Origin of the sequence: Bacillus sp. COPE52, from assembly GCF_003355115.1 — a bacterium.
GTDB classification, from domain to species: domain Bacteria; phylum Bacillota; class Bacilli; order Bacillales; family Bacillaceae_G; genus Bacillus_A; species Bacillus_A toyonensis.
This window is the reverse complement of the sequence record NZ_CP031292.1, coordinates 2,872,037-2,898,654: the sequence shown is the minus strand read 5'-3', so window position 1 is coordinate 2,898,654 and position 26,618 is coordinate 2,872,037. Positions and strand designations below refer to the sequence as shown.

27 protein-coding genes are annotated in these 26,618 nt (G+C 35.6%); 18 read left to right on the top strand and 9 right to left on the bottom strand.

What is annotated here, in order from left to right:
- Window positions 1–37: 37 nt before the first annotated feature.
- Entirely contained in the window at window positions 38–2,329 is a 2,292-nt protein-coding gene (locus DPQ31_RS14510; RefSeq protein WP_208732071.1) for a glycoside hydrolase family 3 C-terminal domain-containing protein, read from the top strand.
- Window positions 2,330–2,786: 457 nt separating this feature from the next.
- Here DPQ31_RS14510 and DPQ31_RS14505 read toward each other — a convergent pair whose 3' ends face one another.
- The gene (locus tag DPQ31_RS14505) at window positions 2,787–3,101 is read right to left on the bottom strand and encodes a serine/threonine protein phosphatase (RefSeq protein WP_199631912.1); all 315 of its coding nucleotides are present in this window, start codon (window positions 3,099–3,101) and stop codon (window positions 2,787–2,789) included.
- A gap of 255 nt (window positions 3,102–3,356) precedes the next feature.
- On the opposite strand from DPQ31_RS14505, the gene DPQ31_RS14500 reads away from it, so the two are divergent.
- The 6 genes from DPQ31_RS14500 (at window position 3,357) to DPQ31_RS14475 (ending at window position 8,312) form a co-directional block, all read left to right on the top strand.
- Window positions 3,357–4,400: an ArsR/SmtB family transcription factor gene (locus tag DPQ31_RS14500; protein WP_097959410.1), complete on the top strand. Its 1,044-nt coding sequence runs from the start codon at window positions 3,357–3,359 to the stop codon at window positions 4,398–4,400.
- Between the two features lie 57 nt (window positions 4,401–4,457).
- Complete coding sequence (locus DPQ31_RS14495) at window positions 4,458–5,672, top strand: MFS transporter (RefSeq protein WP_097959411.1); 1,215 nt, start codon at window positions 4,458–4,460, stop codon at window positions 5,670–5,672.
- Between the two features lie 97 nt (window positions 5,673–5,769).
- Window positions 5,770–6,096 (top strand): heme-degrading monooxygenase HmoA, encoded by a 327-nt coding sequence (hmoA, locus tag DPQ31_RS14490; RefSeq protein ID WP_000469501.1) that lies wholly within the window; start codon window positions 5,770–5,772, stop codon window positions 6,094–6,096.
- Between the two features lie 69 nt (window positions 6,097–6,165).
- Entirely contained in the window at window positions 6,166–6,873 is a 708-nt protein-coding gene (locus tag DPQ31_RS14485) for a nucleotidyltransferase family protein (protein WP_097959412.1), read from the top strand.
- 226 nt (window positions 6,874–7,099) lie between these two features.
- Window positions 7,100–7,495 carry a VOC family protein gene (locus DPQ31_RS14480; protein WP_000773071.1) on the top strand — a complete coding sequence of 132 codons (396 nt, stop codon included), beginning with the start codon at window positions 7,100–7,102 and terminating at the stop codon, window positions 7,493–7,495.
- A 313-nt stretch (window positions 7,496–7,808) separates the two neighbouring features.
- Window positions 7,809–8,312 carry a GNAT family N-acetyltransferase gene (locus DPQ31_RS14475; protein ID WP_087969414.1) on the top strand — a complete coding sequence of 168 codons (504 nt, stop codon included), beginning with the start codon at window positions 7,809–7,811 and terminating at the stop codon, window positions 8,310–8,312.
- Window positions 8,313–8,434: 122 nt separating this feature from the next.
- On the opposite strand, the gene lsrF is transcribed toward DPQ31_RS14475, so the two are convergent.
- The 4 genes from lsrF to DPQ31_RS14455 are packed head-to-tail and all read right to left on the bottom strand — an operon-like array spanning window position 8,435 to window position 12,124.
- A complete protein-coding gene (gene lsrF, locus DPQ31_RS14470; protein ID WP_000219772.1) occupies window positions 8,435–9,217 on the bottom strand; it encodes a 3-hydroxy-5-phosphonooxypentane-2,4-dione thiolase in 783 nt (260 codons plus the stop codon).
- Between the two features lie 6 nt (window positions 9,218–9,223).
- Window positions 9,224–9,586: a cupin domain-containing protein gene (locus tag DPQ31_RS14465; RefSeq protein ID WP_001224016.1), complete on the bottom strand. Its 363-nt coding sequence runs from the start codon at window positions 9,584–9,586 to the stop codon at window positions 9,224–9,226.
- 25 nt (window positions 9,587–9,611) lie between these two features.
- Window positions 9,612–11,174, bottom strand: a complete 1,563-nt coding sequence (gene lsrK / locus DPQ31_RS14460) for an autoinducer-2 kinase (RefSeq protein WP_208732070.1) — start codon at window positions 11,172–11,174, stop codon at window positions 9,612–9,614.
- Window positions 11,174–12,124 (bottom strand): sugar-binding transcriptional regulator, encoded by a 951-nt coding sequence (locus tag DPQ31_RS14455; protein WP_002048403.1) that lies wholly within the window; start codon window positions 12,122–12,124, stop codon window positions 11,174–11,176. Before DPQ31_RS14455 ends, lsrK begins: the two co-directional genes overlap by 1 nt.
- 270 nt (window positions 12,125–12,394) lie before the next feature.
- Here DPQ31_RS14455 and DPQ31_RS14450 point away from each other — a divergent pair, with 270 nt between their 5' ends.
- From DPQ31_RS14450 to lsrB, 4 genes are read left to right on the top strand one after another with little or no spacing between them, the layout of a single operon-like run.
- Window positions 12,395–13,876 (top strand): sugar ABC transporter ATP-binding protein, encoded by a 1,482-nt coding sequence (locus DPQ31_RS14450; RefSeq protein WP_106080559.1) that lies wholly within the window; start codon window positions 12,395–12,397, stop codon window positions 13,874–13,876.
- A complete protein-coding gene (locus tag DPQ31_RS14445) occupies window positions 13,873–14,826 on the top strand; it encodes an ABC transporter permease subunit (RefSeq protein WP_087969411.1) in 954 nt (317 codons plus the stop codon). The genes DPQ31_RS14450 and DPQ31_RS14445 overlap by 4 nt, the downstream gene beginning before the upstream one ends.
- Window positions 14,823–15,812, top strand: coding sequence for an ABC transporter permease (locus DPQ31_RS14440; protein ID WP_000683486.1), 990 nt, complete (start codon window positions 14,823–14,825; stop codon window positions 15,810–15,812). Before DPQ31_RS14445 ends, DPQ31_RS14440 begins: the two co-directional genes overlap by 4 nt.
- Window positions 15,809–16,852 (top strand): autoinducer 2 ABC transporter substrate-binding protein LsrB, encoded by a 1,044-nt coding sequence (gene lsrB / locus DPQ31_RS14435; protein ID WP_000823645.1) that lies wholly within the window; start codon window positions 15,809–15,811, stop codon window positions 16,850–16,852. The genes DPQ31_RS14440 and lsrB overlap by 4 nt, the downstream gene beginning before the upstream one ends.
- A gap of 61 nt (window positions 16,853–16,913) precedes the next feature.
- Here lsrB and DPQ31_RS14430 read toward each other — a convergent pair whose 3' ends face one another.
- Window positions 16,914–18,416 carry a malate:quinone oxidoreductase gene (locus tag DPQ31_RS14430; RefSeq protein WP_000069153.1) on the bottom strand — a complete coding sequence of 501 codons (1,503 nt, stop codon included), beginning with the start codon at window positions 18,414–18,416 and terminating at the stop codon, window positions 16,914–16,916.
- Between the two features lie 380 nt (window positions 18,417–18,796).
- On the opposite strand from DPQ31_RS14430, the gene DPQ31_RS14425 reads away from it, so the two are divergent.
- The 3 genes from DPQ31_RS14425 to DPQ31_RS14415 all read left to right on the top strand — a co-directional run bounded on the left by DPQ31_RS14425 (window position 18,797) and on the right by DPQ31_RS14415 (window position 21,325).
- Window positions 18,797–19,843 carry a DUF2332 domain-containing protein gene (locus DPQ31_RS14425; RefSeq protein WP_208732069.1) on the top strand — a complete coding sequence of 349 codons (1,047 nt, stop codon included), beginning with the start codon at window positions 18,797–18,799 and terminating at the stop codon, window positions 19,841–19,843.
- A gap of 111 nt (window positions 19,844–19,954) precedes the next feature.
- A complete protein-coding gene (locus DPQ31_RS14420; RefSeq protein ID WP_097959415.1) occupies window positions 19,955–20,491 on the top strand; it encodes a DinB family protein in 537 nt (178 codons plus the stop codon).
- Window positions 20,492–20,779: 288 nt separating this feature from the next.
- Window positions 20,780–21,325 carry an NADPH-dependent FMN reductase gene (locus tag DPQ31_RS14415; RefSeq protein ID WP_087969407.1) on the top strand — a complete coding sequence of 182 codons (546 nt, stop codon included), beginning with the start codon at window positions 20,780–20,782 and terminating at the stop codon, window positions 21,323–21,325.
- 99 nt (window positions 21,326–21,424) lie between these two features.
- On the opposite strand, the gene DPQ31_RS14410 is transcribed toward DPQ31_RS14415, so the two are convergent.
- Both DPQ31_RS14410 and DPQ31_RS14405 read right to left on the bottom strand, forming a co-directional pair.
- Complete coding sequence (locus tag DPQ31_RS14410; protein WP_001171007.1) at window positions 21,425–21,910, bottom strand: GNAT family N-acetyltransferase; 486 nt, start codon at window positions 21,908–21,910, stop codon at window positions 21,425–21,427.
- 51 nt (window positions 21,911–21,961) lie between these two features.
- Window positions 21,962–22,342, bottom strand: coding sequence for a VOC family protein (locus tag DPQ31_RS14405; protein WP_000687538.1), 381 nt, complete (start codon window positions 22,340–22,342; stop codon window positions 21,962–21,964).
- Window positions 22,343–22,522: 180 nt separating this feature from the next.
- On the opposite strand from DPQ31_RS14405, the gene DPQ31_RS14400 reads away from it, so the two are divergent.
- The 4 genes from DPQ31_RS14400 (at window position 22,523) to DPQ31_RS14385 (ending at window position 25,933) form a co-directional block, all read left to right on the top strand.
- Window positions 22,523–23,014 carry a nitroreductase gene (locus DPQ31_RS14400; RefSeq protein ID WP_208732068.1) on the top strand — a complete coding sequence of 164 codons (492 nt, stop codon included), beginning with the start codon at window positions 22,523–22,525 and terminating at the stop codon, window positions 23,012–23,014.
- A gap of 215 nt (window positions 23,015–23,229) precedes the next feature.
- On the top strand, window positions 23,230–24,588 hold the full coding sequence (gene entB, locus DPQ31_RS14395) for a cell wall-binding protein EntB (RefSeq protein WP_208732067.1): 1,359 nt from the start codon (window positions 23,230–23,232) through the stop codon (window positions 24,586–24,588).
- A 204-nt stretch (window positions 24,589–24,792) separates the two neighbouring features.
- Window positions 24,793–25,215 carry an SMI1/KNR4 family protein gene (locus DPQ31_RS14390; RefSeq protein ID WP_016108632.1) on the top strand — a complete coding sequence of 141 codons (423 nt, stop codon included), beginning with the start codon at window positions 24,793–24,795 and terminating at the stop codon, window positions 25,213–25,215.
- Between the two features lie 52 nt (window positions 25,216–25,267).
- On the top strand, window positions 25,268–25,933 hold the full coding sequence (locus DPQ31_RS14385; RefSeq protein ID WP_106080556.1) for a hypothetical protein: 666 nt from the start codon (window positions 25,268–25,270) through the stop codon (window positions 25,931–25,933).
- Window positions 25,934–25,972: 39 nt separating this feature from the next.
- On the opposite strand, the gene DPQ31_RS14380 is transcribed toward DPQ31_RS14385, so the two are convergent.
- Window positions 25,973–26,494: a kinase gene (locus DPQ31_RS14380; RefSeq protein WP_208732066.1), complete on the bottom strand. Its 522-nt coding sequence runs from the start codon at window positions 26,492–26,494 to the stop codon at window positions 25,973–25,975.
- Window positions 26,495–26,618: the final 124 nt, after the last annotated feature.

Below are 26,618 nucleotides of genomic sequence, written 5' to 3'. Positions count from 1 at the left end.
GAAAGCGTTTACTTATATGTTTTTTAGGAGGGCTATCATGAAAAGAGATATTAAGAAAATCATTTCTGAAATGACGCTAGAAGAAAAGGCAAGTCTATGTTCTGGATTAGACTTTTGGAATACAAAAGGGATTGAACGATTAGGGATTCCATCAATTATGGTAACTGATGGACCACATGGTCTAAGAAAACAGGCAGAGGGAGCAGATCACTTAGGGATTTATAACAGTATTCCATCGACTTGTTTCCCTTCAGCAGTAGGGTTAGCAAGTACATGGAATAAAGACTTAATACATGAAGTAGGAGTTGCATTAGGAGAAGAATGTCAGGCTGAACATGTAGGTGTTCTCCTTGGACCAGGTGCAAATATTAAACGTTCACCGCTATGCGGAAGAAATTTTGAATATTTTTCAGAGGACCCGTATTTATCATCGCAAATGGCTATAAATCATGTTAAAGGCGTCCAAAGTCAAGGCATTGGAACGTCATTAAAGCATTTCGCAGTTAATAATCAAGAGCATCGCAGAATGTCTGTAGATGCAATTGTTGATGAAAGAACTTTACGTGAAATTTACCTTGCAAGCTTTGAAGATGTTATTAAGGAAGCACAGCCTTGGACAGTAATGAGTGCTTACAATAAAGTAAATGGTGAATACGCTTCGGAAAATAACTATTTGTTACATGATATTTTAAAAGATGAATGGGGATTTGAAGGCTTTGTCGTATCTGATTGGGGCGCAGTAAATGAACGTGTTGCAAGTTTAGCGAACGGTTTAGAGTTAGAAATGCCTTCAAGCTTTGGAATTGGTGAGAAGAAAATTATTGATGCAATTCATTGTGGTGAGCTAAGTGTAGAAAAGCTTGATCAAGCAGTTGAGCGTCTTCTTTACATTATTTTTAAAGCTTATGATAATCAATTAGAAAACGCTACGTATAGTAAGGACACGCATCATCAGCTTGCAAGGGAAGTTGCAAGTGAAAGTATGGTTATGTTACAAAATGAAGATTCCATTCTTCCGCTAAAAAAAGAGGGGACGGTAGCGGTAATTGGAGAATTTGCAAAGCAACCACGTTATCAAGGCGGCGGAAGCTCTCATATTAATCCAACAAAGCTTGAAAGTATTTTTGAAGAACTTGAAATGGTATCAGGTGAAAAAACGAACATTTTATTTGCACAAGGCTATGATCTTGCAAGCGATGACGTAGATGAAAACTTGATTAATGAAGCAAAAAAAATAGCTGAGAGCGCAGATACAGCTGTCCTTTTCGTTGGGCTTCCAGATCGTTATGAATCAGAAGGCTTTGATCGAAAACATTTACAAATGCCAGAAAATCACGTGCAATTAATTGAGGCTATTGCTGAAGTTCAAAGTAATATCGTTGTAGTTTTAAGTAATGGTGCGCCAATTGAAATGCCATGGATAGGTAAAGTAAAAGGAATACTTGAAGGCTATTTAGGTGGCCAAGCATTAGGCGGAGCAATTGCTGATTTATTATTTGGTGATGCGAATCCAAGTGGGAAGCTAGCAGAAACATTCCCGGAAGTTTTAAGCGATAATCCTTCTTACTTAAACTTCCCGGGTGAAGGTGATAAAGTAGAATATAAAGAAGGCGTGTTCGTTGGATACCGTTATTATGATGCAAAAAATATTGAACCATTGTTCCCATTTGGCTTTGGGTTAAGTTATACAAACTTTGAGTATAGTAAACTTTCAATAAGTAAAAACGAGATAAAGGATACGGATACTGTTTCTGTTCTTGTAAACGTGAAAAATGCTGGTAGTATAGCTGGGAAAGAAATTGTTCAGCTGTATATAAAAGATGTTGAAAGTAGTATGATTCGTCCTGAAAAAGAATTAAAAGGATTTGAAAAAGTAGAGTTGCAACCGGGAGAAGAAAAAACGGTTAGTTTTACTTTAAATAACAGGTCATTTGCTTATTATAATGTTGAATTGAAGGACTGGCATGTTGAAACAGGTGAATTCGAAATTTTAGTAGGAAAGTCTTCAAGAGAGATTGTTTTACAAGATAACATATTCGTTCAATCAACGACTATAATTAAAAAAACAGTGCATCGAAATACGTTACTAGGGGACATATTTGCGGACCGAATGTTAGCACCAATTGCAAAAGAGCTTATGGAAAAAGCATTAAAAGACAGCCCGTTTGCAAGTATGGCTGAAGGGGATAGTGATGCCTCTGAAATGATGGATGCTATGCTAAATTACATGCCGTTACGAGCGTTAGTAAACTTTAGTGCAGGCGCATTTACAGAAGAAATGTTAAGTGAAATAATTGAGCTATTGAACGATGCGCAAATGAATCAATAAGCGGCGCATGTGAAGAAGTTAGATGGGGGATTACGGTCTGGAAATACCCGATTGGTTTGGGCTAATATTTTATACTATTAATAAACATAGATTTACAAAAAAGCAAATGAGAGCTAGCATCTCATTTGCTTTTTTTGAATTTATTCAGCTAATGTAAAATCAAATAATTGTCCATTATCTACAGCAGGCCCATTTAGTTCTTTGTAATGTGGGACATTGATATAAAAAGGTCCTTCGGTAGATTCCCACTTATTATCTGTAGCAATAAAAGTAATTTTATAAAACCTAACGTTTTCACTTCTTTCGGTTCGTATCTAGACTATGTCTGTTACGATGCTCTTTTTCTTATTACTTTATCTTGGGTAATGGTAGTAATTACGGGAGAGAAATTGATGTAACAGTTAACTGCGTTCAATTGTTTTGTGGCATGTTAAACTTAAGCAATTTTAATCATTATTTATAAATAAGAACGATGAGTTGGCCATGAACCTTGGAGTTTCCGAAGTTGTATAATTTGTCCTGTATGATAAGCATCGTGCAAAAGGATATTCATATATTGTTGCCAAACAGGTAGAGAAGGAATCGGTTGATCCAGCTCTGCTTCTTGAAGAGATGTTAATGAAGATTGTAAGGCATCATGTACTTGAAGCGTTCGCTTTACTGTTTGTTGCCAAGTATACTTTTTTAATTCTTTTTTAATAAACATCTTTTGTATTCTTAACTTTAGTAATTGCAAAAATAAACATACGCTTTCTACATTATTTTTCTCCATGTAATACATTCTCCTTTCTCTTCAATATGCCTGCCTTATAGTAGAACAAGAATATGAACTGCAACGTATAAAAGAGCTAAAAAAGGAACCTCCATTATTAATAAGGTATTTAACAATCGGCGTTTTAATGGAGTATGGATTAAAAAGATTATCATAGTCTTTAGTTTTCAGTAATTGTAATATAATTCTAAAAATATAGAAGGTATTATTCGATAGTTATAGAATTCAATATATAGCAAATAAGGAGGGGATCAAATGGAAGTCTTTCATGTAACGAGTAGAAAGAGGGAAACGTACCATATTCAAATGAAGTATTCGATACTTTTCGAATGTGCACTTGGTATTGCGGCAATTACTCATAAAAGGTTAATAGACACACTTGAAAAATCCCAAAGCGAATGGGAAGAAATTAGACAATCATTAACAGAAGAAATGAGGGAGCACTTACAGTTTGTAGAAGAGCATAATACGTGGAAAGCGCTGCTTCAGTTGTTGTATGAAGGAGATTTTCAAAATCTATCACAGTTTATTGCGAATATCGATTCGCTTTCAGAAGAAGATTTAAAGTATATATGTTTACCCTTTGTAGGAGAGAAGTATGAAGAAAAAAGACGTTTAGCAGGAAATGGAGACGTAACTGCAATACAAAAATTAAAGGAACTGACACAGGATCATCAGTTTTTCTCTACGTATATTAGCTTTATATGTAATAGTGATATACAAGAACTAAAGGACCATTTAATCGCCGTTATGACAGGATGGTATGAGAGCGTTATTAAAAAAGAGGAAGAGCAATTACTTTCTATATTAGAGCGAGACTATGAAGCAAAGAATGAAATGAATAAAAAGATGAAACCGGAAGAGTTTGTCGAGTGGGCGACTGGCGGCGTTAACTATATGCCAGAGCCAAGTGTTCATTACGTACTTCTTATCCCACAACTGACGTACAGGCCGTGGAATATAGAAGCTGATATTGAAGATACGAAAGTGTTTCATTATCCTGTCGCAAATGAAAGTATACATCCAGAAGATCCGTATGAGCCGAATTATTTTTTAGTTCAAAAACATAAAGCACTTGGGGATGAAGCGAGATTACGAATTGTAAAAATGTTGTTTGAAAAAGAACGTACATTGCAGGAAATTACGGAAAGACTGCAACTTGGTAAATCGACAGTGCATCATCATTTAAAATTATTACGTTCGGCTAAGTTAGTTGATATACATGACGGAAAATATGTATTGAGAAAAAAAGCAGTGCAGTCGTTAGCGAAAGAATTAGATGTATTTTTAAATAGATAATATACAACGAGAATGTACATAAAGGGAGGAATTAAATAGAAAAGTTGGTGAGCTATAGTGAAGAGTGTATTGAAAAATCGTTCATTCTTTTTTATGTGGATTGGTAGCGCAATTTCGGAATTAGGCGGAGCTTTCGGGACGTTGTGTAATTCAATTCTTGTTTATGAGTTAACGGGATCAAAAACAGCATTAAGTAGTATGTGGTTATTATATTTTATCCCATCTCTCATACTGCAACTAATAAGCGGACCATTTATTGATAAATGGAGCCGAAAGTGGATTATGATTTTTTCGCAATGGATGCGGGCATCTGTTTTCTTACTACCTTTAGTCATGGTAGTTACTAGTAATATAGAAGTTTGGCACGTGTATGTCGTTCAAATTATAATTGGGCTCATTACACCGCTTTATACACCTGCAAGTCAAGCAATTACACCGAACATTGTAAGTAAAGAGAATCTTCAAGAGGCAAATGCGTATATTGATGGGATGACTCGTCTTATGATGTTTCTTGCGCCAGTATTAGGTGGCATCGTTATTAAATTCATTGGAATCAAATTAACTATATTGCTCGTATGTATGTGTCTATTTATAAGTGGGGGATTGTTACTTTTCATAAAGGAGGAAAGGGTAAAACAAGAACTGAGAAAAACGTGGCTAGAACAGTTTCTTCACGGTTTTACATACTTTTTCACAAAACCAATCATCGTTTGGCTCGGTATATTTCTTACTTTCGTACAATTTGGAGTAGGGGTAACGATGGTCACAAACCTTCCTTATATAAAAGACGAGCTGTCAGCGGGATATGCGGAGTACGGTTACTTTTTGGCAGGATTTCCGCTTGGCTATGTAGTTGGATCTATACTAGTCGGAAAAGTAACATATAAAAGCCGGCGTATACTTATGCTTGGTGGATTGTTTATAGGAGGGCTCACATACATTTCGCTAGGGTTCAATCATAGTATAATAATTGCGGTAATAACTGAAGTGATTGCAGGTGTTTGCATCGCATTTTTCAATGTTCATAACACGACAATATGCCAACAAACTGTCCCGAACAATATGATAGGAAAAGTATTTTCAGTTCGACTATTTTTCATACGATCCGCTATGCCGTTAGGTGTGTTAGTAGGAGGCATACTAAGTGAAATGTGGGGAGTTAGAGCACTATACTTTATCATCGGTGCGATTATATGTGTCACTTCTTTAATAGGAATATTACTCCCATATTTTAAATTTTTAGATGAGGCAGTTGAAGAGAAAACAGCATAATTCAAAAGATTTAAAACTTTATAATTGAAAATAATTATCATAATCAACTATAATAGAAGAATACTAGTATTCGAATTACAAAGAGGGAGTGGGATATATGTTTATCGAAACGAAAACATTTACTGTAAAAGAAGGTACATCAAATATAGTTGTAGAACGTTTCACTGGAGAAGGTATAATTGAAAAATTTGAAGGCTTCATTGACTTAAGTGTTCTTGTGAAAAAAGTAAGACGCGGCGATGAAGAAGTTGTCGTTATGATTCGCTGGGAATCTGAAGAGGCATGGAAAAACTGGGAAACGAGTGAAGAACATTTAGCTGGACATAGAGCGGGCCGTGGTAAACCAAAACCAGATCATATCATTAACGTTGAACACGGTGTTTATTATGTGAAATCATCGAAAGCGGCTTATCAGCAGTCGTAAAATATAAGCAGAGGATACATGTTGTAGAAATTAACTTGTATCCTCTTTTTTAGTACTGGAGGGATGTAAGTGATAGAAAACCTTTCATTTATTACATATGAAAAACATAAAGAAATAGTGGAAATAATTTTAAACGAATGTTTATCTATAGAAAAAGTAACCGGATTTATGCTCATCGGTTCTGTCGCAAGAGGTGATGCATATCCTGATTCGGATTTAGACTTATATATTCTTTTAGAAGACGGACAAAAGAAGCGATTTTATTCTGAAATGAGAGAAGATATTTTAGTTGAATATAAGTATGCTGATTTTAATCAAATACAAGTAAACTTTAAAAATAATCAGATGGAACTATATTCATTTTTAGAAGGGAAAATTTTGTTTGATAAAAGCGGTGAATTGAAAGAATTAAAGGCAATAGCAAAACAAAAATTTGAAAACTATCGAGTTGCTAGTGATAAAGTAAAGGGCATTTCTCATTGGTTACATAGTTCGCTAATTAAAATTAAGACTGCTCTGAAAGCAAAAGATGAGTTAAAAGCATCATATATAGTTCAAACATCAACTTGGACATTGTTAGAGGGAATATGGGCTATTAATAACAAGCCAGTACCTTCAGCTGGATCTGTTTTGAAGTATATTGAAACATTATCCAAAGTACCAACTCACTTTGAAGATTTTATAAATAAACTGTTTTTAGGTGACACGACAGAGCGAATCTCTTCAGCAGTTTTCTTAATTGAGTGGAGTTTAATTCATTTGGAGAATAAACAATAGAATACGATTGTTAAATTTTATTGGTAAATAGATATTCCGTTTCGAATCGTTCGTATAATTTCATTCACTGTATCTTAAAAGTTGCATTGAAAAAACGTTCTAGACGATAGAAAAAAGTATTAAACTATTAAAAAATGAACACTTGAATACAACCTTAAACATTCGGGTGTTATTAATATGGGTCAAAATACTTCTGTATAGCCCCTGTTTAAAAGGAGATGAGTGAATGAAGTTGAATCATTTGAATTTATGTGTTGATGATTTATTAGAAGCGAGACATTTCTTTGAAACTTTTTTTGATTTTCAATTTTTGGAGCAAAAAGGAAAGGCACTTGTAGTGATGAGCGATGAGAGTGGATTTATACTTGTATTAAGTGATCCAAAAGCATTCAAGGGGAATAAGGACGTTACGTATCCAGAAGCTTTTCATATTGGTTTTTTAGTGGAAACTACAAATGAAGTTGATAAATCATATAATCGTTTAGTAGCTGGGGGCATTGAAATAGACAAGGCACCTTATGTGATGAGAGGTAGTAGTTATGGTTTTTATTTTACAATGTTTAATGGATTGTTAATTGAAGTATCGTGCCTTGACTATAAAGATGGTAAGAAAGTTCGATAGCAATAAGAGAAATTGTTTTGAAGATGTGAATATAGCCCCTTATCCAGTTTGGAAAGGGGCTTGAGCATTTTATTTGTATGATAAGTGAACATCAAAATGTTTATAAACTAGAGGGTATTCCTCTTAAACTAAATATTATAGATTTGAAATAAAGTTTCATAACAAGGTCTATTTTGCAAAGGAATTGCTTATGCATAAAATACCAATAATGTATACTGATACTAGAAAATTTAGAGAATTAAGCAGGTTTCCCATATGGTGCAGTACGAAACCATTATAAGTAGTACAGTGAAATAAATAGGAGGTTTTCATTATGACAGCTTCATTTAAAGCTATGGCGTTCCAGTTGAAAACGGAACGACTTGACCTGAATATGTGGGAGGAATCCGATGCAGTCTGGCTTAGAGAACTAATTGGTGAACGTGGAGTGGAAATGCCAACCGTTGAATCTGTTCGTAACGATCTTATTGAGAAGCGCAAGAAAGCAACCGAAAATGGCATATCCCTTCTCACGATTCGTAGACGAGACGAAGGCGATTTCATCGGATACTGTGGCTTAATTATCGGTCGTTCCACGCTTGAAGAGCCGGAGATTGCATATGAGTTGTTCCGCAGTGCTCATCGCATGGGTTATGCGACAGAGGCGGCATCAGCAGTACTGGAGGCTGCGATTGCTACGGGTCGCAAAAGACTTTGGTCAACTGTAGGTGCTTGGAATACGGCGTCCTTCCGGGTATTAGAAAAGATAGGATTTAAGCGGCATCACAGTACGTTTGGTGAACGAGGTGAGATTGTTTGGAACGTACGCGATCTGTAGAAATCGGATTAGATTCGGAACAATTAAAAATGTAAAAGAAAGCCCATATGTTAGATATGGGCTTTTCCTAATAGTAAATATTGATTTTGTATATATTTAAGTGTAATAGTCTATCTTTTATCTTAGTTTTTTACATCATCATATAATTCCAGCGCCTCTTTCACATTCAATCCGTTCTTCACAATACCATGAATCGCTTGAATCATCGCAGCGGGGTGTTCGGATTGCCATATGTTTCGGCCCATGTCTACTCCAATTGCACCTTCTTGCAGTGCATTGTACGTAATGTTTAATGCGTCTTCGATTGAATCTAGTTTCGGTCCACCGGCGATGACGACTGGGGCAGGGCATGTGCTCGTTATTTTTTCGAATCCTTCACAGTAGTACGTTTTAATAATGTCAGCACCCATTTCAACACATACGCGGGAAGCGAGTGCGAGGAAGCGTGCCTCTCGTTTTTGTAGTTCTTTTGCGACCGCGGTAATGCCGAGAACTGGTAATCCGTAATCATGAGCTTCTGAAACTACGTTTGCGAGATTTGAAACCGTTTGTGTTTCATAGTCTGATCCAACAAAGACAGAAACGCCGACGCCAATTGCGTTTTGTTTTACTGCTTCTTTCACAGGTGTAACAATAGTTTCGTTCGCTAAATCTTTACCGACGACAGTAGCTCCGCCAGATACACGCATAACCATCGGTGTGCTGCAGTTTTCAGGAATACAAGAGCTAAGTACACCTCGCGTTAAAAAAAGGGAATCTGTATAAGGAAGTAAGTTTTTAACTGTTTCTAATGGTTGTTCTAGTCCGTGAATCGGTCCTAAAAAATAGCCATGGTCGATCGCTAACATAACCGCTCTTCCATCAGGTAAAATTGTATTTAATCGATTTTTAAATCCCCAAGTCATTCGAAATCACTCCTTCGTTAATGTTGGATTTTCCGTTTGTACAGTATCTTTATTTGGTAAATGTGGTGACTTTATAAAAACAGCTTTAAAAGGTTTGTCAGAATGGTTAATAAGATAATGAGATTCATGAGGACGAACTTGTAAGACATCACCTTGTTTAATTGGAACTCTTTCATTATTTACATAGAAGTCTATTTCTCCTTCTAATGCATAAAAGACTTCCTCGCATGTTGTATGGTAATGATTTTGAAACTCTTGCCCAGGCTGAATGACAACAAGGCCAAGATCAATATTTGGACCTTGTATTAAATATTTCGGCCCGTTATCACCGAAGCGATAGGAGAAATCATTTTCATTCGCTTTTCGCATACATTTCACTCCTTTATGTAATGTGTTACAGTGCACCTGGTGCTATCCACATATGTGATGTAAGTCCTATATCAGCTAAAGTGAGCTGACTGTCATACACAGTTTTCCAAGTTTCATAGAACGCCTTATATAGTTCGTGATTTTCAGTAACTGGTTCGAATGTGTTTTCCCACTGTACAAACTGTTCGGCAGTCTCTCCTATAGATGAATATATGCCAACACCAACACCAGCAGCAATCGCAGTTCCTAAAGCAGCTGCTTCTTTCACAACAGGTACTTTAACAGGAATTCCGAGTACGTCTGAAAGAATTTGTGGCCAAAGTTTTCCTTTAGCGGCGCCGCCAGCAAAAATAACTTCAGAAGGGAACGTACCAGTTAGATTTTCTATTAATTTTAAGTTACCAAGTGTAACGAAGGCGGCATTTTCTTCGATAGCGCGGAACATTTCTTTTTTTCCACATTTGTCAGCATCTAAGCTTAAATTTAAAAAAGAAGGTGCGGCATGACGCCAAGAAATGTAGTTCATGACGTTTGAAAAAGTAGGGATAATGCCATGTGAACCGACCGGTACGTCTTTCGCTTGTTCTTCTAACAATTCATAAGCATCTACACCGAGTTTTTCTGCAAGTTTCTTTTCTTCTTGGCAAAAGGCATCTCGAAACCAGCGCATAACGAGACCTGGGAAAAAGGCAATCGTTTCATATTGCCATAGGTTTGGAACGACGTGGCAATTTACGCGAATCGCAGCATGCGGATCTGTTATTGGTTTAGTAATATTCACTTCTTGTTGCCAAAAGCTGCCCCCGCATATTAATGTTTGATTAGGCTTCACGACTCCAGTTCCGAGTGATGCCATTTGAGCATCTCCGCCCCCGGCGACTACAGGAATTCCTTCGCGTAAACCAGTTAATGCTGCACACTCTTTTGTAACATTACCAATCACGGTGCCAGCTTCATTTACTTTTGGTGAAAACGGTAAAGTTATCCCGCACTCTTTAGCGACATCGTTATCCCAAGTTCTATTGTGTAAATCAAAAATTCCGGATGTACAACCGTTTGAAGGGTCGATTTGCAGTACGCCGCTTAATTTATATAAAATCCAATCATTTAACATCGTAAAAGTATGAATATTGCTATAGACTTCAGGTTCATGTTTTTTAATCCAAAGTAGGCGAGGTAAAGCACCTAATGAAAAAGTTTGACCAGACTTTGTATATAAATCTTTTTCAAGATGTGACCGAATTTCTTTTAGTTCACTAACTTCAGCGGATGCGCGCCCATCAACATTTGCACAAGCCCATATTTCTTGCCCATCTTTATCATATAAAACAAAACCTTCTCGCATACTAGTAGCGCTAATAGCTTGAATAGAAGAAGGAGAGGTATTACTTTTTTGTAGAACTTCTTTCGTGCACTGTTGTACTAGCTCCCAGTTTTCAATTACATCAAAATTCATAGAGCCTGGGTAAAGAGGGTCGGTTTTATGAACCCATTCTTTTTGACTGACCGCAATTTGATTACCGAGTAAATCAAAAAGTACAGCTCGAATACTTCCCGTACCAGCATCAAAAGCTAATAAAGTAGACATTAACAATCACCATCCTTTCGTAATAAGGAGAGGGCTGTTTCCTCATCTGTAATTAATGTATGAATGAACTTTCCTTTTAAGGCACCATAAATTGCATCTATCTTTTCTGTACCTCCAGCAACACCAATGACATGTTTCATATTGCGAAGAATAGAGAGCGGCGTACCAATAAGACGATTGTGATGTGGAAGCTCCAATAAATCGCCATTCGTATTATAAAACTGTCCTAAAATATCGCCAGTACCGTTTTGGCTACGAATATATGTCATTTCACGTAGTGTTAATTTTTCTTCTCTCACAATGGTAGCATCTTGAGATAACCCTCCAATACCGACAACTGCCGTTTGTGCAAGTGAAGCGACATGAAGCATATCTTTCACACTCGGTTCTGATAAAATACTTTTTGCCATTTCAGTAGTAGATGCAAGAAAAGGAGTGGGGATAATATGAAGATCACCTTGCATGTAATGTAAATAATTTTGTTTTCTTGGGAGGTAGTGGTTGACTCCGCCTGTTAGCGTTACGATTGAAAGATTAATAGAACTTTCAAAATGAATGTTTTCTAGCATTTTGCTAATCGTTTCTCCCCAGCCAATACCGAGTAAATCGCCTTGCTGGAGCTGAGTCTCTAAATATTGTGCAGCAGCTTTTCCGAGAGAAGTGGCATAATTGTCTATTGGAGTAGGGATAATGAAAGCATCTTTTAGGTTGAATTTTTTCATTAGGTCACGCTCAATGCTCAAACAGTGTAAACCAGTCCCTTTTACGTGAAAAGTAACGATTCCTTCACTGCGCGCCTTATCTAATAACCGAACCACTTTATTTCTTGAAATGTGAAGAAGTGAAGCGATTTCTTGTTGTGTTAATTGATCTTTATAATAGTACCAAGCGACTTTTGTTAACAAATTTTCTTCAAAGTTCAGCTGTGGCATACTCTTCATCCCTTTCAACAAGTGACCAATGCTTAAACATATGTGCCACATATTTTGTTTATTCCAGTTGAAACGATGAAACGTCTGGTGAAAAAAGTGTTCTAGATATGAAAAAAGGAATATACAATGCTACAAAACAAGTAGAACAAATAATCATTTTCTCAAAAAATGTTCTGCATAAAGTGAAACTGTAATTAGTGGGGGTTTTATTCATTCCACTGATTTTCAGCCCGCACCAATCGGGCATGAACGGGTAGTAAATAGCGGGATAAAGGCAGGTGACATCATGTGGAGAACATACCCTTATTACAAGTAAAGAAAATGAGTAAGGCGTTTTCAAATCAACTTGTGCTAAAAGAAGTGAACTTACAAGTAGAGCGTGGAGATATATACGCTTTAGTTGGGGGAAATGGTGCTGGAAAATCAACATTAATGAAAATATTAACGGGGTTATATTCGTATGATAGTGGAGAAATGTATGTAAAAGGAAAGAGGCAACAATTTTCAAATCCGTCAGAAGCACATCGAGAACGTATGTATTTAATACCACAAGAACCACTCATTTTTCCGCATATGACTATTGAAGAAAATATATGTATTGGGCTAAACAGAAAGAAAAAGGAACTGAAAGTAAAGATTCAGCAATTAATGGACAGTTTAGGTTGGGATATTGCCCTTTATGAGCTAGGAGCATCGTTATCCATTGCGCAGCAACAATTAGTAGAAATCGTTAGGGGATTAATACGAGAAGCCGAGATTCTTATTTTAGATGAGCCAACATCGACATTAACAACTCACGAAATGAAGAGTCTTTTTGTGTTGATGAAAAGTTTACAAGAAAAAGGAATTGGGATGATATACATTACGCATCGTTTTCCAGAAATCTTTGAAATTGCTAATAAAGTAGCGATATTACGTGATGGAATGATTATAAGCCAAGGGGATGTATGTGACTATACTTATGACATGCTGATGGAGGGACTATTGCCAAAAGGATATAAACAGGAAGAAAAAAGAGAAGTAGTTCAAGAGATAGAAAGGACGAAAAAAATATTAGAAGTAACGAATGTAACTGGCCACGCATTTTCAAATACATCATTCGCTGTACACGCTGGAGAAATTGTAGGTATTGCTGGCATCGTTGGATCAGGTAGAACTGAATTAGCAGAAGCGATATTTGGATTGAAATCTATAAAAACAGGGACTATTTTATTAGAAGGAAAATCTATTGATACATTTTCTTTGCATAAAAGGCTAGGCGAAGGACTCGTTTATGTGCCAGAGGATAGAGCGAGGAATGGGATTTTCTCAATCGCATCTGTTACAGAAAATATTACAGCAGCATGTTTACAGCAAAATAATCGTTTTTTTATTAGCCGAGAAAAAGAAAGCGCTTTAGCGAAGTCGTATATAGACCAGTTTCGAATTGTTGTGCCAAACATGAATGAAGAACTGGCATCTTTATCAGGAGGTAATCAGCAAAAAGTCGTGCTTGCGAAATATTTAGCATGTAACCCAAAAATTATTATTCTCGATGAACCGACGCGCGGAATTGATGCAAAAGCAAGACTTGAAGTGTATGAGGCGATAGAAAAAATGAAAGGGGAAGGACTCGCCATATTAATGATTTCTTCAGATATTGAGGAAATTGTCCAATTTTCTAACCGTGTATATGTAATGCGAAATGGTCAATTTGTTTCTCATTTAGAGAAAGAACAAATGAGTGTAGGTGAAGTTACACGTCTTGCATATGGGGGTGTAACGGAATGAAACGCATGTATAAAATGCACGAAACGTCTATCATACTGTTACTACTTATGTATATAGCCATTGTCGGAATGATAAATCCTAGTTTTGTTCAGTTTAACTCGTTATCTTTAATGATGAAATCAAGCGTTATTTTAGTCGTTCTAGCAATTGGCCAATCTTTCGTCTTATTTACGAAAAATATAGACGTATCAGTTGGCTCGATTATGGGATTAAGCGCAGCGGTTTGCGGAATGTTGTTAACGAACGGGTATAGTGCATTCTTTTCAATTATTGCTACTATGATACTTGGCACTATTATCGGTTTCTTAAACGGGATTGGCGTTGCGAAGTTTCGGGTACCAGCCATTATTATGACATTAGGCATGCTAGGAATTATTAGAGGTGCAATGTTAATCTTCACAGGCGGGAAGTGGATTGAAGATATTCCAAACGATTTTAAGCAGCTGTCATCTATTGTCATACTTGGTCTACCGATAACTGTATGGATTGTTCTTATTATTTTACTACTACTCTATTTCTTTTTAATGAAAGTGCCGTACGGAAGATACTTTTATGCGGTAGGTGATAATGAAAATGGTGCAAGACTCATTGGGATACCTGTTAATAAAGTGAAGATAAATGCGTTTATTATATCGAGCTTAAGTGCGGCACTTGCTGGTTGCATTTTTGTTATGAATATCGGGTTCGTTCCAAATCAAACAGGTACAGGAATAGAACTACAGGTTATCGCAGCTGCTGTGCTAGGAGGAATTCATTTAAAAGGGGGAACAGGTTCTATATTTGGGGCCGCATTAGGTGCATTATTTTTAGAAGCAATAAGCAGTTCACTCGTCTTTTTAAAAATACCAGCATTTTGGAATAATGCTATTTCAGGATTTTTACTATTACTTATTATTATATTAGATAGTGTAATGAAAAAGTGGAGAGCAGAAAGGAGGATGAATATATGAAGCATGTTTACAGATGGGAAGGTGTTCTAATCGTATTCCTTCTTATAGAATTCATTCTCTTTAGTTTTCTAAATAGTGATTTCTTCAACGTTAGTAATCTCCTTTTTAGTACAAATGATTTCCTATTTATCGCAATCGCGGCGATACCAATGACTTTCGTTATTGTAACAGGTGGAATTGATGTATCGGTCGGCTCAATAATGGGGCTCACTTCGATTTTGATTGGTGTACTTTGGATGAGCGGAATACCTATTTTGTTTGCTGTCATAATCGCCCTAATAATAAGTTGCTTAGCGGGCGCTTTAAACGGAATCATTATAAAAATGACAGGTGTAGAACCACTTGTCGTTACACTCGGAACGATGTTTTTATACGGAGGAATTGCACTCGTCATTTCAGGAGGTGCGGGCGCTTCTGGATACGAAGGAATAAGTGGTTTACCTGATGCGTATGTGCAACTGGCAAATGGTAGTTTAGTAGGAATACCTAATCTATTATGGATCCTAATCGTATTAACTGTTTTATGCACTGTATTGTTTCATCGTACCATATATGGGCGCCACGTAAAATTAACAGGCGCAAACGAAAATGCAGCGAAATACACCGGAATCAAAACGGAGAAAGTAGTCATCATCGCTTATATAATTTCTGGGTTAGGAGGTGGATTAGGGGGAGCTTTCTTAACTGCATATTTTGGTTCCGCACGTGCTGATATGGGAAGTGAAACGATTTTACCGATCATTACAGCAGTCGTATTAGGCGGGACACTTATTACAGGGGGAAAAGGAAGTATTATCGGTACTGTACTAGCGAGTGTATTTATAGGACTAATGCAGTATGGCTTGCAAATGACAGGCTTAACTAATGAACAATCCAATGTAGTGATTGGTATTATCCTTATTCTTTCAGTTATTATGAGACATTTCAAAGTACATCCATTCTTAGCGGGAAAAAGAAGGAATTTGCATAAGGGGGAAATGTCATGAAGAGAAAACTGGGGATTGTTATTATTGTATGTATTTGTTTAATCGGTTTAATTGCTTGCTCTAGTCAAACAGCAGATAAGAAAAAGGCTGATGATGTAAAATTTGCATTCATCCCGAAATTAACTGGAGTTGGTTTCTTCACATCAGGTGGTGAAGGCGCGAAAGAGATGGGGGATAAGCTAGGTGTACAAGTAAAATATGATGGACCGTCTGAAGCGAGTGTATCAGGACAAGTGAAATATATAAATAATTTTATTAACCAAAACTATGATGCATTAATGGTTTCTTCTACGTCGGTGGACGGCCTATCACAATCACTGCAACGTGCTAAGAAAAAAGGGATGACAGTGTTAACGTGGGATTCTGATGTGAATCCGAAAGATCGTTCTTTTTATATAAGTCAAGGAACACCAGATCAACTTGCTAATGTATTGATTGAAATGACTTCAAAGCAAATTGGAGATAAAGGAAAAGTAGCATTCTTTTATTCAAGTCCAACTGTAACGGATCAAAACCAATGGGTAACGAAGGCGAAAGAAATAATTAAAAAGAAATATCCGAACTGGGAAATTGTAACGACTCAGTATGGTGAAAATAATGCGCAAAAGTCTTTGTCAGTAGGGGAGAACATATTAAAAACGTATCCTGATATAAACGCAGTCATTTGTCCAGATGCAACAGCACTTCCAGCAATGGCACAAGCAGCAGAAAATTTAAAAATGGATAAAAAAGTAGTTGTAACTGGATTTTCTACGCCGAACGTTATGCGTGATTATGTAAAACGAGGAACAGTACAACAATTTGGATTATGGGATGTAAAACAGCAAGGGGCTCTCGCAACATATGTAGCAAATGAAATTGTTGTAAAAGGGAAGAAGTTAAAAGTAGGGGATAGCTTCGAAGTAAAAGGTATCGGAAAAGTGAAAGTAGAGCCTAACTCCATACAAGGATATGACTATGAGGCAGAAGGAAACGGAATTATCGTATTACCAGAGCGAGTTGTCTTTACGAAAGATAATATTGATAAGTATAATTTTTAAAGAAGAAAAAACGTCCGAATATATCGGACGTTTTTATTATGTCATTTTGTGAATGTATTCATTAATTATGAACAGTTTCTTTTTCGTTTAATCCAAGTGTACGTCCAGTTGAAGTGTGTAAATCTTGGAATAGTCTTGGATTTTCAGTAAGAGAAATGCCATAAGAAGGAATCATTTCTTTTATTTTTTCTTCCCATCCTAATATACGATCAGGGAAACATTTTTCTAATACTTCAAGCATGACGTGAACGGCAGTAGAAGCACCTGGTGAAGCACCTAGTAATGCAGCGATTGATCCGTCAGCTGCACTTACAACTTCTGTACCGAATTGAAGTGTGCCTTTACCGCCAGCATCAGTATCTTTAATTACTTGTACACGTTGCCCAGCAACTACAATATCCCAATCTTCACTTTTTGCGTTCGGAATGAATTCGCGTAATTCTTCCATACGTTTTTCATGTGATAACATAACTTGTTGAATTAAGTATTTTGTTAGTCCCATTTCTTTTACACCAGCAGCTAACATCGTTAAGACGTTATTCGGTTTTACAGAACCGATTAAGTCAAGATTTGAACCAGTTTTTAAGAATTTAGGTGAGAACCCTGCGAACGGTCCGAACAGTAAAGCTTTTTTATTATCTATATATCTCGTATCTAGATGAGGTACAGACATTGGTGGAGCACCAACTTTAGCTTTACCGTATACTTTTGCATGATGTTGCTCAATTACTTTTTGATTTTTACATACCATAAATAGTCCACTTACTGGGAATCCACCGATATGTTTTGATTCAGGAATACCTGTCTTTTGTAGTAGAGGTAGGCTACCGCCACCGCCACCGATAAAGACAAATTTTGCAGTATGATGCTCAATTTTACCACTATTCATATCGTGTACTTTTACTTCCCACAAACCATTTTTCGTGCGTTTAATATTTTCGACACTATGTTTGTAGTTTAGCTCGACATTTTTCGTTTGTAAGTAATCAAACAACATACGTGTTAATGCACCGAAGTTAACATCTGTTCCAGAGTCAATCTTCGTTGCAGCCATCGGTTCATTAGATGTACGACCTTCCATAATGAGAGGAAGCCATTTTTTTAATGTTTCAGGAGCATCAGAAAACTCCATTCCTTGAAACAGTGGATTTTTTGAAAGCGCTTCAAAACGATTTTTTAGAAACTCTACATTTTTTTCCCCTTCTACTAAACTCATATGAGGAAGTGGCATAATAAAATCTTGTGGATTACGAATTAATTTGCTTTTTACAAGATATGCCCAAAATTGTCTTGAAAGCTGGAATTGCTCATTCACTTTTACAGCCTTACTAATATCTATAGATCCGTCAGATTTTTCGGAAGTATAGTTCAGTTCGCATAGCGCAGAATGCCCTGTACCTGCATTATTCCATTCGTTAGAGCTTTCTTCCCCGGCACTTGCGAGTTTTTCAAAAACTTTAATTTCCCATTCAGGTGCTAATTCTTTTAGTAATGAGCCTAACGTTGCACTCATAATTCCTGCACCAATTAAGATAACGTCTGTTTTTTGCTGCATGTTGCTCATGATAATCTCTCCATCCCCTATATTGGCAAAAAAGAGTAGGTGTTTTCTATGTCTAAGCCGTAAAAGAGAAACACCGCCTAGGCCCCACCTAGGTGTATACCTTTTTTGTCTCAATTATATAACCATCTCATACTCTATTATAATAATTAATAGACTAAAATATCTAGTGTTATCTGATAATTTTAAACTATTTAACGTTTTATTTGCCAAAATTCTTATTTAACAAGCACTTTTCAGTTAATGAATAGAAAAAAATTACAGTTTGAAATTATCTCGAAAAAGCTTACGTATCCTTAAGTGACTAAATCGAGTACCTTTTTATGGGATTTTTCTCTCAGTAATGGTAAGATTATTCTGAAAAATTAAAAGGAGGGACTTTAATGCGTACAAAAGAGCAAATTTCAAACTTATTTCGAAACTTTTCAATAAAGGAATGTAAAGGGTCAAGTGATTTATATGAATATTTATCAATGAAAATTGCTGAAGATGAGGAAGTACTTACACTATCGTCCTATGCTCAGGTAGATCAACCAGTCCCAAACTTATTATTAGGTGCAGTACATTATTTATTGTTAGCAGGGAAAGAACATCATTTAAACACGTATTATAGTAGTTTAGTTGAAAATGCCGATACAAATTTAGATAAAGCTTTTAATCATTTTAAAGATTTCTGTAAAGAGTACCGAGAAGAAATCATTACTTTGTTACAAACAAAACTTGTTCAAACGAATGAAGTAAGACGGTGCGCATACTTATACCCAAGTTTCTGCTACATATTTAACAAAGTGAAGAAGCCGTTAGCGTTAATTGAAATTGGGACAAGTTCTGGGTTGCAACTGTTCTGGGACCAATACCGTTATTCGTACGGGACGGATGAAATGTACGGAAATATAAATTCAAATGTGCATGTAACTTCTGAAATAAGAGGGGCGAATGTGCCGCATTTTCTAAAAGAAAGCCCATCTGTCGTAGAAAGAATCGGACTGGACTTACATGTGAATGATTTACATAATGGGGAAGATTATTTATGGTTACGTGCACTCATTTGGCCAGAACATAAAGAAAGGCTTGAAATGTTTGACCAAGCAGCGACGCTTGTAAAAGAAAAATCAGTGCAATTAATTGAAGGGGACGGTGTAGCGCTTCTTCCGGCCATTGTAAATCAAATAAGGGAAGATGCTGTTATTTGTATTTTCCATACACATGTGGCAAACCAAATACCTGAAAATGTAAAACATACGCTAGAAAAACAAATGAAAGAAATTGGTGCAAAACGTGATGTATTCCACCTATATAACAACATGTGGGATCGTGATCTTCATATTGATTATTATATTAACGGAAACGAATATCGTGAAACTGTTGGGGAAACGGAAGGGCATGGGAGATGGTTTAGTTGGAAGCTTGGGGATGAGTCGCTTTGTTAATGTAATTCTATAGGAAGGGGACCTTTTGTTTTAGAATTTAAATCATCTGATTAATATGATAATAATTTATGATAAGTTGTATATAAAGATAAGATAAAAAGGATGATAAGCATGCAAAAGAGACCAGACGCAAATGAATATAATCCGTATTATTCAACGTACATAAATTTAATACCAAATGGAGATATCATACGTATTCTAGAGCAACAAATGAAGGAAACAAATCTTTTATTGAAAGATATTTCTGATAGTGAGGGACATTTTCGATATGCTCCTAATAAATGGAGTATAAAAGAAGTAATCGGTCATATTGTGGATACTGAACGTATTATGGCATATCGATTGCTTTCCATAGCAAGAGGCGAGACAGCAGAACTTCCTGGATATAACGATGATATGTATGTTCTTAGAGCAGCTTTTGATAAGCAATCTATGCAAGATCTTCTTGAGAATTTAACAGTTGTTCGCCAATCTACTGTGCATTTGCTTAAAAGTTTAGATAAAGAAGCCTGGTTACAAAGGGGAATCGCGAACAATTCTGAAGTCACGGTTCTTGCATTAGCAAACATTATCGCTGGTCATGAGCTTCATCATCGTCAAATTATAAAAGAACGTTATTTGGGTTCTAATGCATATCCAACATGTTAAAATAAAAAAATAGTAGTACCTGCAAAAGAAGGAAGAAATGCATACCAAGTGTATATAAACGATAGTATGTTGTCTAAAAAAGAGCTTGAGAAAGTTTTACTTTCGGTGGTGGAATAGTGCGTGGTATGTAGAGACTAAATGAAAAACGGTGAAAGTAATAACTGATTCGTTTTTTATACTCATAATATTATTATGTAAACAAATTTAACGGATGTACATTTGTTAAATGATTCAATATTTTTGATTTTTCTATGGCTGTATCAGTATGATGTTCTTAGGAGGGATCATATGTGTAAACACAAAAGGGTCATAGCGATTTCAGGAAGTATTAGGGAAGGGTCATCCAACACAAACGTATTAAAAACTTTAGCAGCATTTATTCCAGAAGGTATAGATTACACTATTTATAATGGGATAGGGGAACTACCTCATTTTAATCCGGATGTAGATCGAGTTGGAGCACCGATTGTTGTTGAAAAATTTCGAAAGACATTAAGTGAGGCACATGCACTTATTATTTGTACACCAGAGTACGCAAAAAGTATTCCAGGAGTTTTGAAGAATGCATTAGAATGGCTTGTTTCATCAGCGGAACTTTATAAAAAGCCAGTTGCTATTATAACAGCTTCACCGTCGATTGCTGGAGGGGATAAAGCTCATGAATCATTATTACTTACGCTAGGTATGCTAGATACAATTGTCGTTCAAAATGGTTCGCTATTAATCCCATCAGTGCGCACTAAATTTAGTGATGATGCAAAGGTAACAGATGAGGATACAAAGGAAGCTCTTATCTCTTTAGTTCAAAGTGTAGTAGACGAGATAAAGAAATAATGATTTAGTTCGTATTAAAGTGAAAATGGATTTTTATAATAATAAAAGATAAAAGCAATGCTACGGTTAGTTCAAATGTAGCACTGCTTTTTTATATAGTTAAATATATGTACTCAAAATCTCCCCAGGCAATCCATCAATCTCGCAAACTTTTTCAGATGTAAAACCGAAGTTTAATAATATTTTACGAGAGGGGATATTATTCGGATCAATAATTGCTTTTAATACGTTTACTTCTGTTTGCTTCGCTATATGCATTAATTCCTTTGCAATCGCACTACCATATCTCTTTCCCCAGTATCCTGGCAAAATCATATAACCAATTTCAGCCTCTTTTTCATTTTCCTCACTGAGTGTAACGTGTCCAAGGCCGATATATTCATTTGTAATAGAGTCATACACTTTATAGGAGCCAAATAGCCGATGCTTTTCGTTGCGCTTTAACAATTTTTCAAAGTCATTTTGTGCCTCATCTAACGGAATGGCACGCTCGGTAATTTGCGCCATCACTTCTTCATTTGATACGAGTTGGAAATATTGATTGAAATCTGTTGCTCCATATTTAGTAAAATATAGCTTTTGCATAATATTCCTCCAAACCAATTTTTATTTGTTCTTCAGAAAAGAAAAAGTAAGCTAAATCGTAATTTCAATTTGATTACCTTCCGGATCGCCTATCACACTTTCGTAATATCCATCTCCAGTGAAACGAGGTCCACTTAATAAAGGGTAACCATCATCTTGTAATGTTGTAGTAAATGTATTTACACGTTCTTCACTACCGACAGAAAAAGCCATATGTGCATAGCCAGTTATATGAAGGTTAGGCTGGTTTTCTATACCTTTTTTACGCATTAGTTCGATCCTTGCTCCAGATTCGAACGTAATAAAATAAGATTCAAATTGTTTCGCTTCATTATGATATAAAGAGTTTGATTTACCGTTAAAGTATTTTATATAAAAATCACGCATTAATTCTAAATCATTTACCCAAATTGCGATATGTTCAATTTTCATAGGTTCCACCAATCCTATCTGTACTAATTAGGCTTTCACTGTATAAAAACTGTATTTATATTACAAGGAATTTGATTTGGCAAAAAAGATAATTTTTAATTTTTAGTTGTGTCCGTACATACAATGTGTAATTAAGTGAATGACTTACATAGGAATTACAGAAAAGGGTGAATGAGGCTTATGAGTCAATTTGAGCAAATGATGTATGTTGGTGTCATTATGTCTATTGTACTTTCCGTAATGATATTGGGGTCTGTATATTATAATCCTCGTCTATCATTAAATGATTATCCGAAAGATATTCAAAAGGTAGTTTTTCCGAAATCAATTCATGAAAAAAAGCAAACGATTTACTTTAATATTGCATACAATATAATTCTTTTCGGTACTCCTTTCGTTTCTACATATATAATACATCAACAAGAAAAATTATTGTATATTGAAGCTTATTTACATACTTTAGGCATTTTAATGATCTTCAATTTAGTAGATTTAATTATAATTGATTGGCTTATTTTTTGCTGGATTACTCCGAGGTTTGTTGTTATTCCTTGTACGGATGGGATGAAGGGATATAAAGATTACATGTTCCATTTAAGAGGGGCTATAGTCGGTACTTCATTTTTAGCAATTGTAAGTTTATTTCTGGCAGGAATTGCAACGACTATTTAGTAAAAAGAAAAAGGATTAGAAACATTTATATAAGATAAAGAGATTGATAATTTATAGAATTAAAAATGAGAATTTGATACTATTGGAGTAAAGGGTTTTAATAACGGTATATTAGGCGGTATAAATATATCGTTGCAAATGTTTTGATATTCCGTGAAATTACCTAATTTTATGGGAGCATTTCATAAAACCCAAAAAAAGCAATGGAGGCTAATATGAAAAAAATAATTGGCGCAGCAACAGCAACAGTTTTTGGATTGGGGGCTTTTACTACATCTGCTATCGCAGAAACGATCGTAACAGCGGATGTACTCAACGTACGTGAAAAGCCAACTACGGAATCAAAAGTTATCGAAAAAGTAAAAGAAGGACAAAAGTTAAAAGTAATAAATACCGAAGAAGGATGGTCAAAAATTGATTTAAATGGTAAAGAATTGTTTGTAAGTTCGGAGTTTACAAAAGATATTTATCATGTAACAGCAAACTTGTTAAATGTACGCTCTGAAGCAAACACAGAATCAGAAATTCTTGGTAGACTGAAAAAAGATGATGTAATTGAATCAACGCATCAAGCAAAAGATGGATGGCTACAATTTGAGTATAAAGGAAAAACAGCTTATGCAAATGTTTCTTTCCTATCAAGTACAGCACCAAGTGAAAAGAAAACTGGAGAGAAAACGAAGCAAGTAGCGAAAGTACAAAAAGCGGTAAAAGCTAAGGAAGAAGCCAAAACGCAGAAAGTAGCAAAAATACAGGAAATAGCAAAAACGAAAGAAACAACAAAAGTGCTGGAAGAAGTAAAAGTACAAGAAGTAGCAAAAGGTAAGGAAGAAAAGAAAGCGCAAGAAATAGCGAAGCCTAAAGAAGAAACAAAAGTACAAGAAATAGCGAAGCCTAAGGAAGAAGCAAAAGTAAAAGAGGTAGAAAAAGTTAAAGAAGAAGCGAAAGCACAAGAAATAGCAAAGGCTAAGGAAGAAGCGAAAGTACAAGAAATAGCAAAGGTTAAGGAAGAAGCGAAAGTACAAGAAATAGCAAAGGCTAAGGAAGAAGCGAAAGCGCAAGAAATAGCAAAGGCTAAAGAAGAAGCGAAAGCACAAGAAATAGCAAAGGCTAAGGAAGAAGCGAAAGCTCGAGAAATAGCAAAGGCTAAGGAAGAAGCAAAAGCACAAGAAATAGCAAGGGCTAAGGAAGAAGCGAAAGCTCGAGAAATAGAAAAGGCTAAAGAAGAAGCGAAAGCAAAAGAAGAATCTAAAAATAACACACAGTCTGCTAAACGTGAATTAACGGTAGTAGCGACAGCATATACTGCTGATCCAAGTGAAAATGGTACATATGGTGGACGCGTTTTAACTGCGATGGGGCATGATTTAACGGCTAATCCGAATATGAGAATTATCGCAGTTGATCCGAAAGTAATTCCTTTAGGATCTAAAGTATGGGTAGAAGGTTATGGAGAAGCCATCGCTGGAGATACCGGAAGTGCAATTAAAGGTAATCGCATTGATGTTTTAATGGGGTCAAAAAGTAAAGCTATGAATTGGGGAAGACAAACCGTTAAAGTGAAAATTCTATAATATATATAGTTATCTAGATAGAAGTCAGTTCTCTTTATTGAGGCTGGCTTTTATTTTTTGAGTTAGTGTGATTCATTGAGAAATTGACAAGAACAGTATGATGGCAACGAAGGGTTAATATATAATGAAATATATAAATTAAATTATTTGCTAAGCACTTTCACTCATATTCGTGTAATTAAGTTCAAAGGATAGGTGTATTGTATGAAAGAAGTAAGAGAAATTATTGAAACAAAGAAACAAGGTGTATTTGAATTGTATATAAAAGAAACCGAAGAAAAGTTAGGTGTTGTTTTCCCGGCACAATATAGAGATCTTTTTAAATTAGTAAATAACGCTGAAATAGGGGAATGGATATTATATCCTATTAAAGATAATAAAAATGTAGCAAAAACTTGGGACGATGTAGTTAGACAAAATATTGAGTTGAGAGATGAATATATATCTGAAGACCTTATAATAATTGGTGACGATGGTTCAGGGGATAAATTGTGCTTTAAAATACATAACGGAATAGTTTGTGATGAAATATATATTTGGTATCACGAAGATGCGGAAATGGAAGAAATAGCCCGAAATTTAAAAGGATTTATTATAGAAACTATGCAGGAAGACGATGCTTTTTAGTGTTAATTAATATTATATGGTGGATCACATTTATATAAAACGAGGATGGAATATGACAACGGAATTATATGGCGCATATTGCAATGAAAAGAAAGGGTATAGAGTAATCGAAGGGAAAGATTTGTATAATCATTATTTCGGCGATCAAGATTGTCATTTACCAGTATGTAAGTTATGTGGTGAGAAGATGCACCAAATCATTTGTTTTGATTTGAATGATGAGCGGCTTGCTGAACTTAAAAGTGGAGAACTAAATATTTTACCATTAGTTTCATGCTTGAATTGTGCAATGGTGTGGGAGCCACAATATTTCCAATTAAGTAATGGAGGTAAAACAGTTCAAATTATACGGCAAGAAAATACAGAAGAATGGGTAATGGAAGAGGAAGATAAGCTTCCAGTTTCATTACCAAAAACAACTGTAAAGCTTATAAATATGAAAAATGAAGATATACCTACTGATGAGGATAGTTACTGGGAAGCTTTTGACTTGTTCGGTTCAGAATATGTTTGTAGATTATTAGGGGCACCATTATATGAAGATCTTCCAGAGGATTCTGCATGTCCAACTTGCTCTAAAGAAATGAAGTATGTTGCTACAATTACACAAGATATTAAGGAACGGAAACTTATTTCAGTAGTTGATTTCCAGTTCGGGGAAATGAATATATATTTTTATTTATGTAAAGATTGTTCAATTATAAAAACCGAAATATAAAGTACATAACGAAAATAAGACTGACATATTCTGTCGGTCTTATTTTCGTATCGCAACATCATTAAGAATCGCATGAAATATATCTTTTTGCGTAAAAGCATCTGTAAAAACAGTCTCCCTATTCACTACAATTGTATCGTGAGGATTGTACCATTTTCGTAATGAATCCTCTCCAAACTCAATTCGTTTTTCTCTTGTATTATGGCGTCTGATCGTTTCCTCTAATGATAAATCGAAGTAGTATGTATACGCTTTTCCATCAAAGTGGTGTATTAATTCTTTCAGCATATTACCGTATCTACGACTGTTTAAAATACCTTCTAAAATAACAAATTCACATTTTCCTTTTCCATACTTTGTAATTTCAAATAGTAAATCATGAGATAAGTTACCCATTGTGTCGTGAACTTTTAGCATATCTCTACGCACGACATCTTGTGAGACTAATAGTGTACCTTGCCCGAAATGTTCTTGCAGTTCCTTTGCGATTGTTGTTTTGCCACTTGCGGAGTTTCCCCGAAGTATAATTAAAGTTGATTTTTGTATAGGATTAGACATCATATATTTCCCCCAACATCTTTGATTGTATAGAAAATTTTAACAAATAAAGTGAGGAAAGTGTATAATCAATATGATAGAAATAAAAAAGGTGAGAGCTAGATGGAAGATACATTAAATAAAGTGC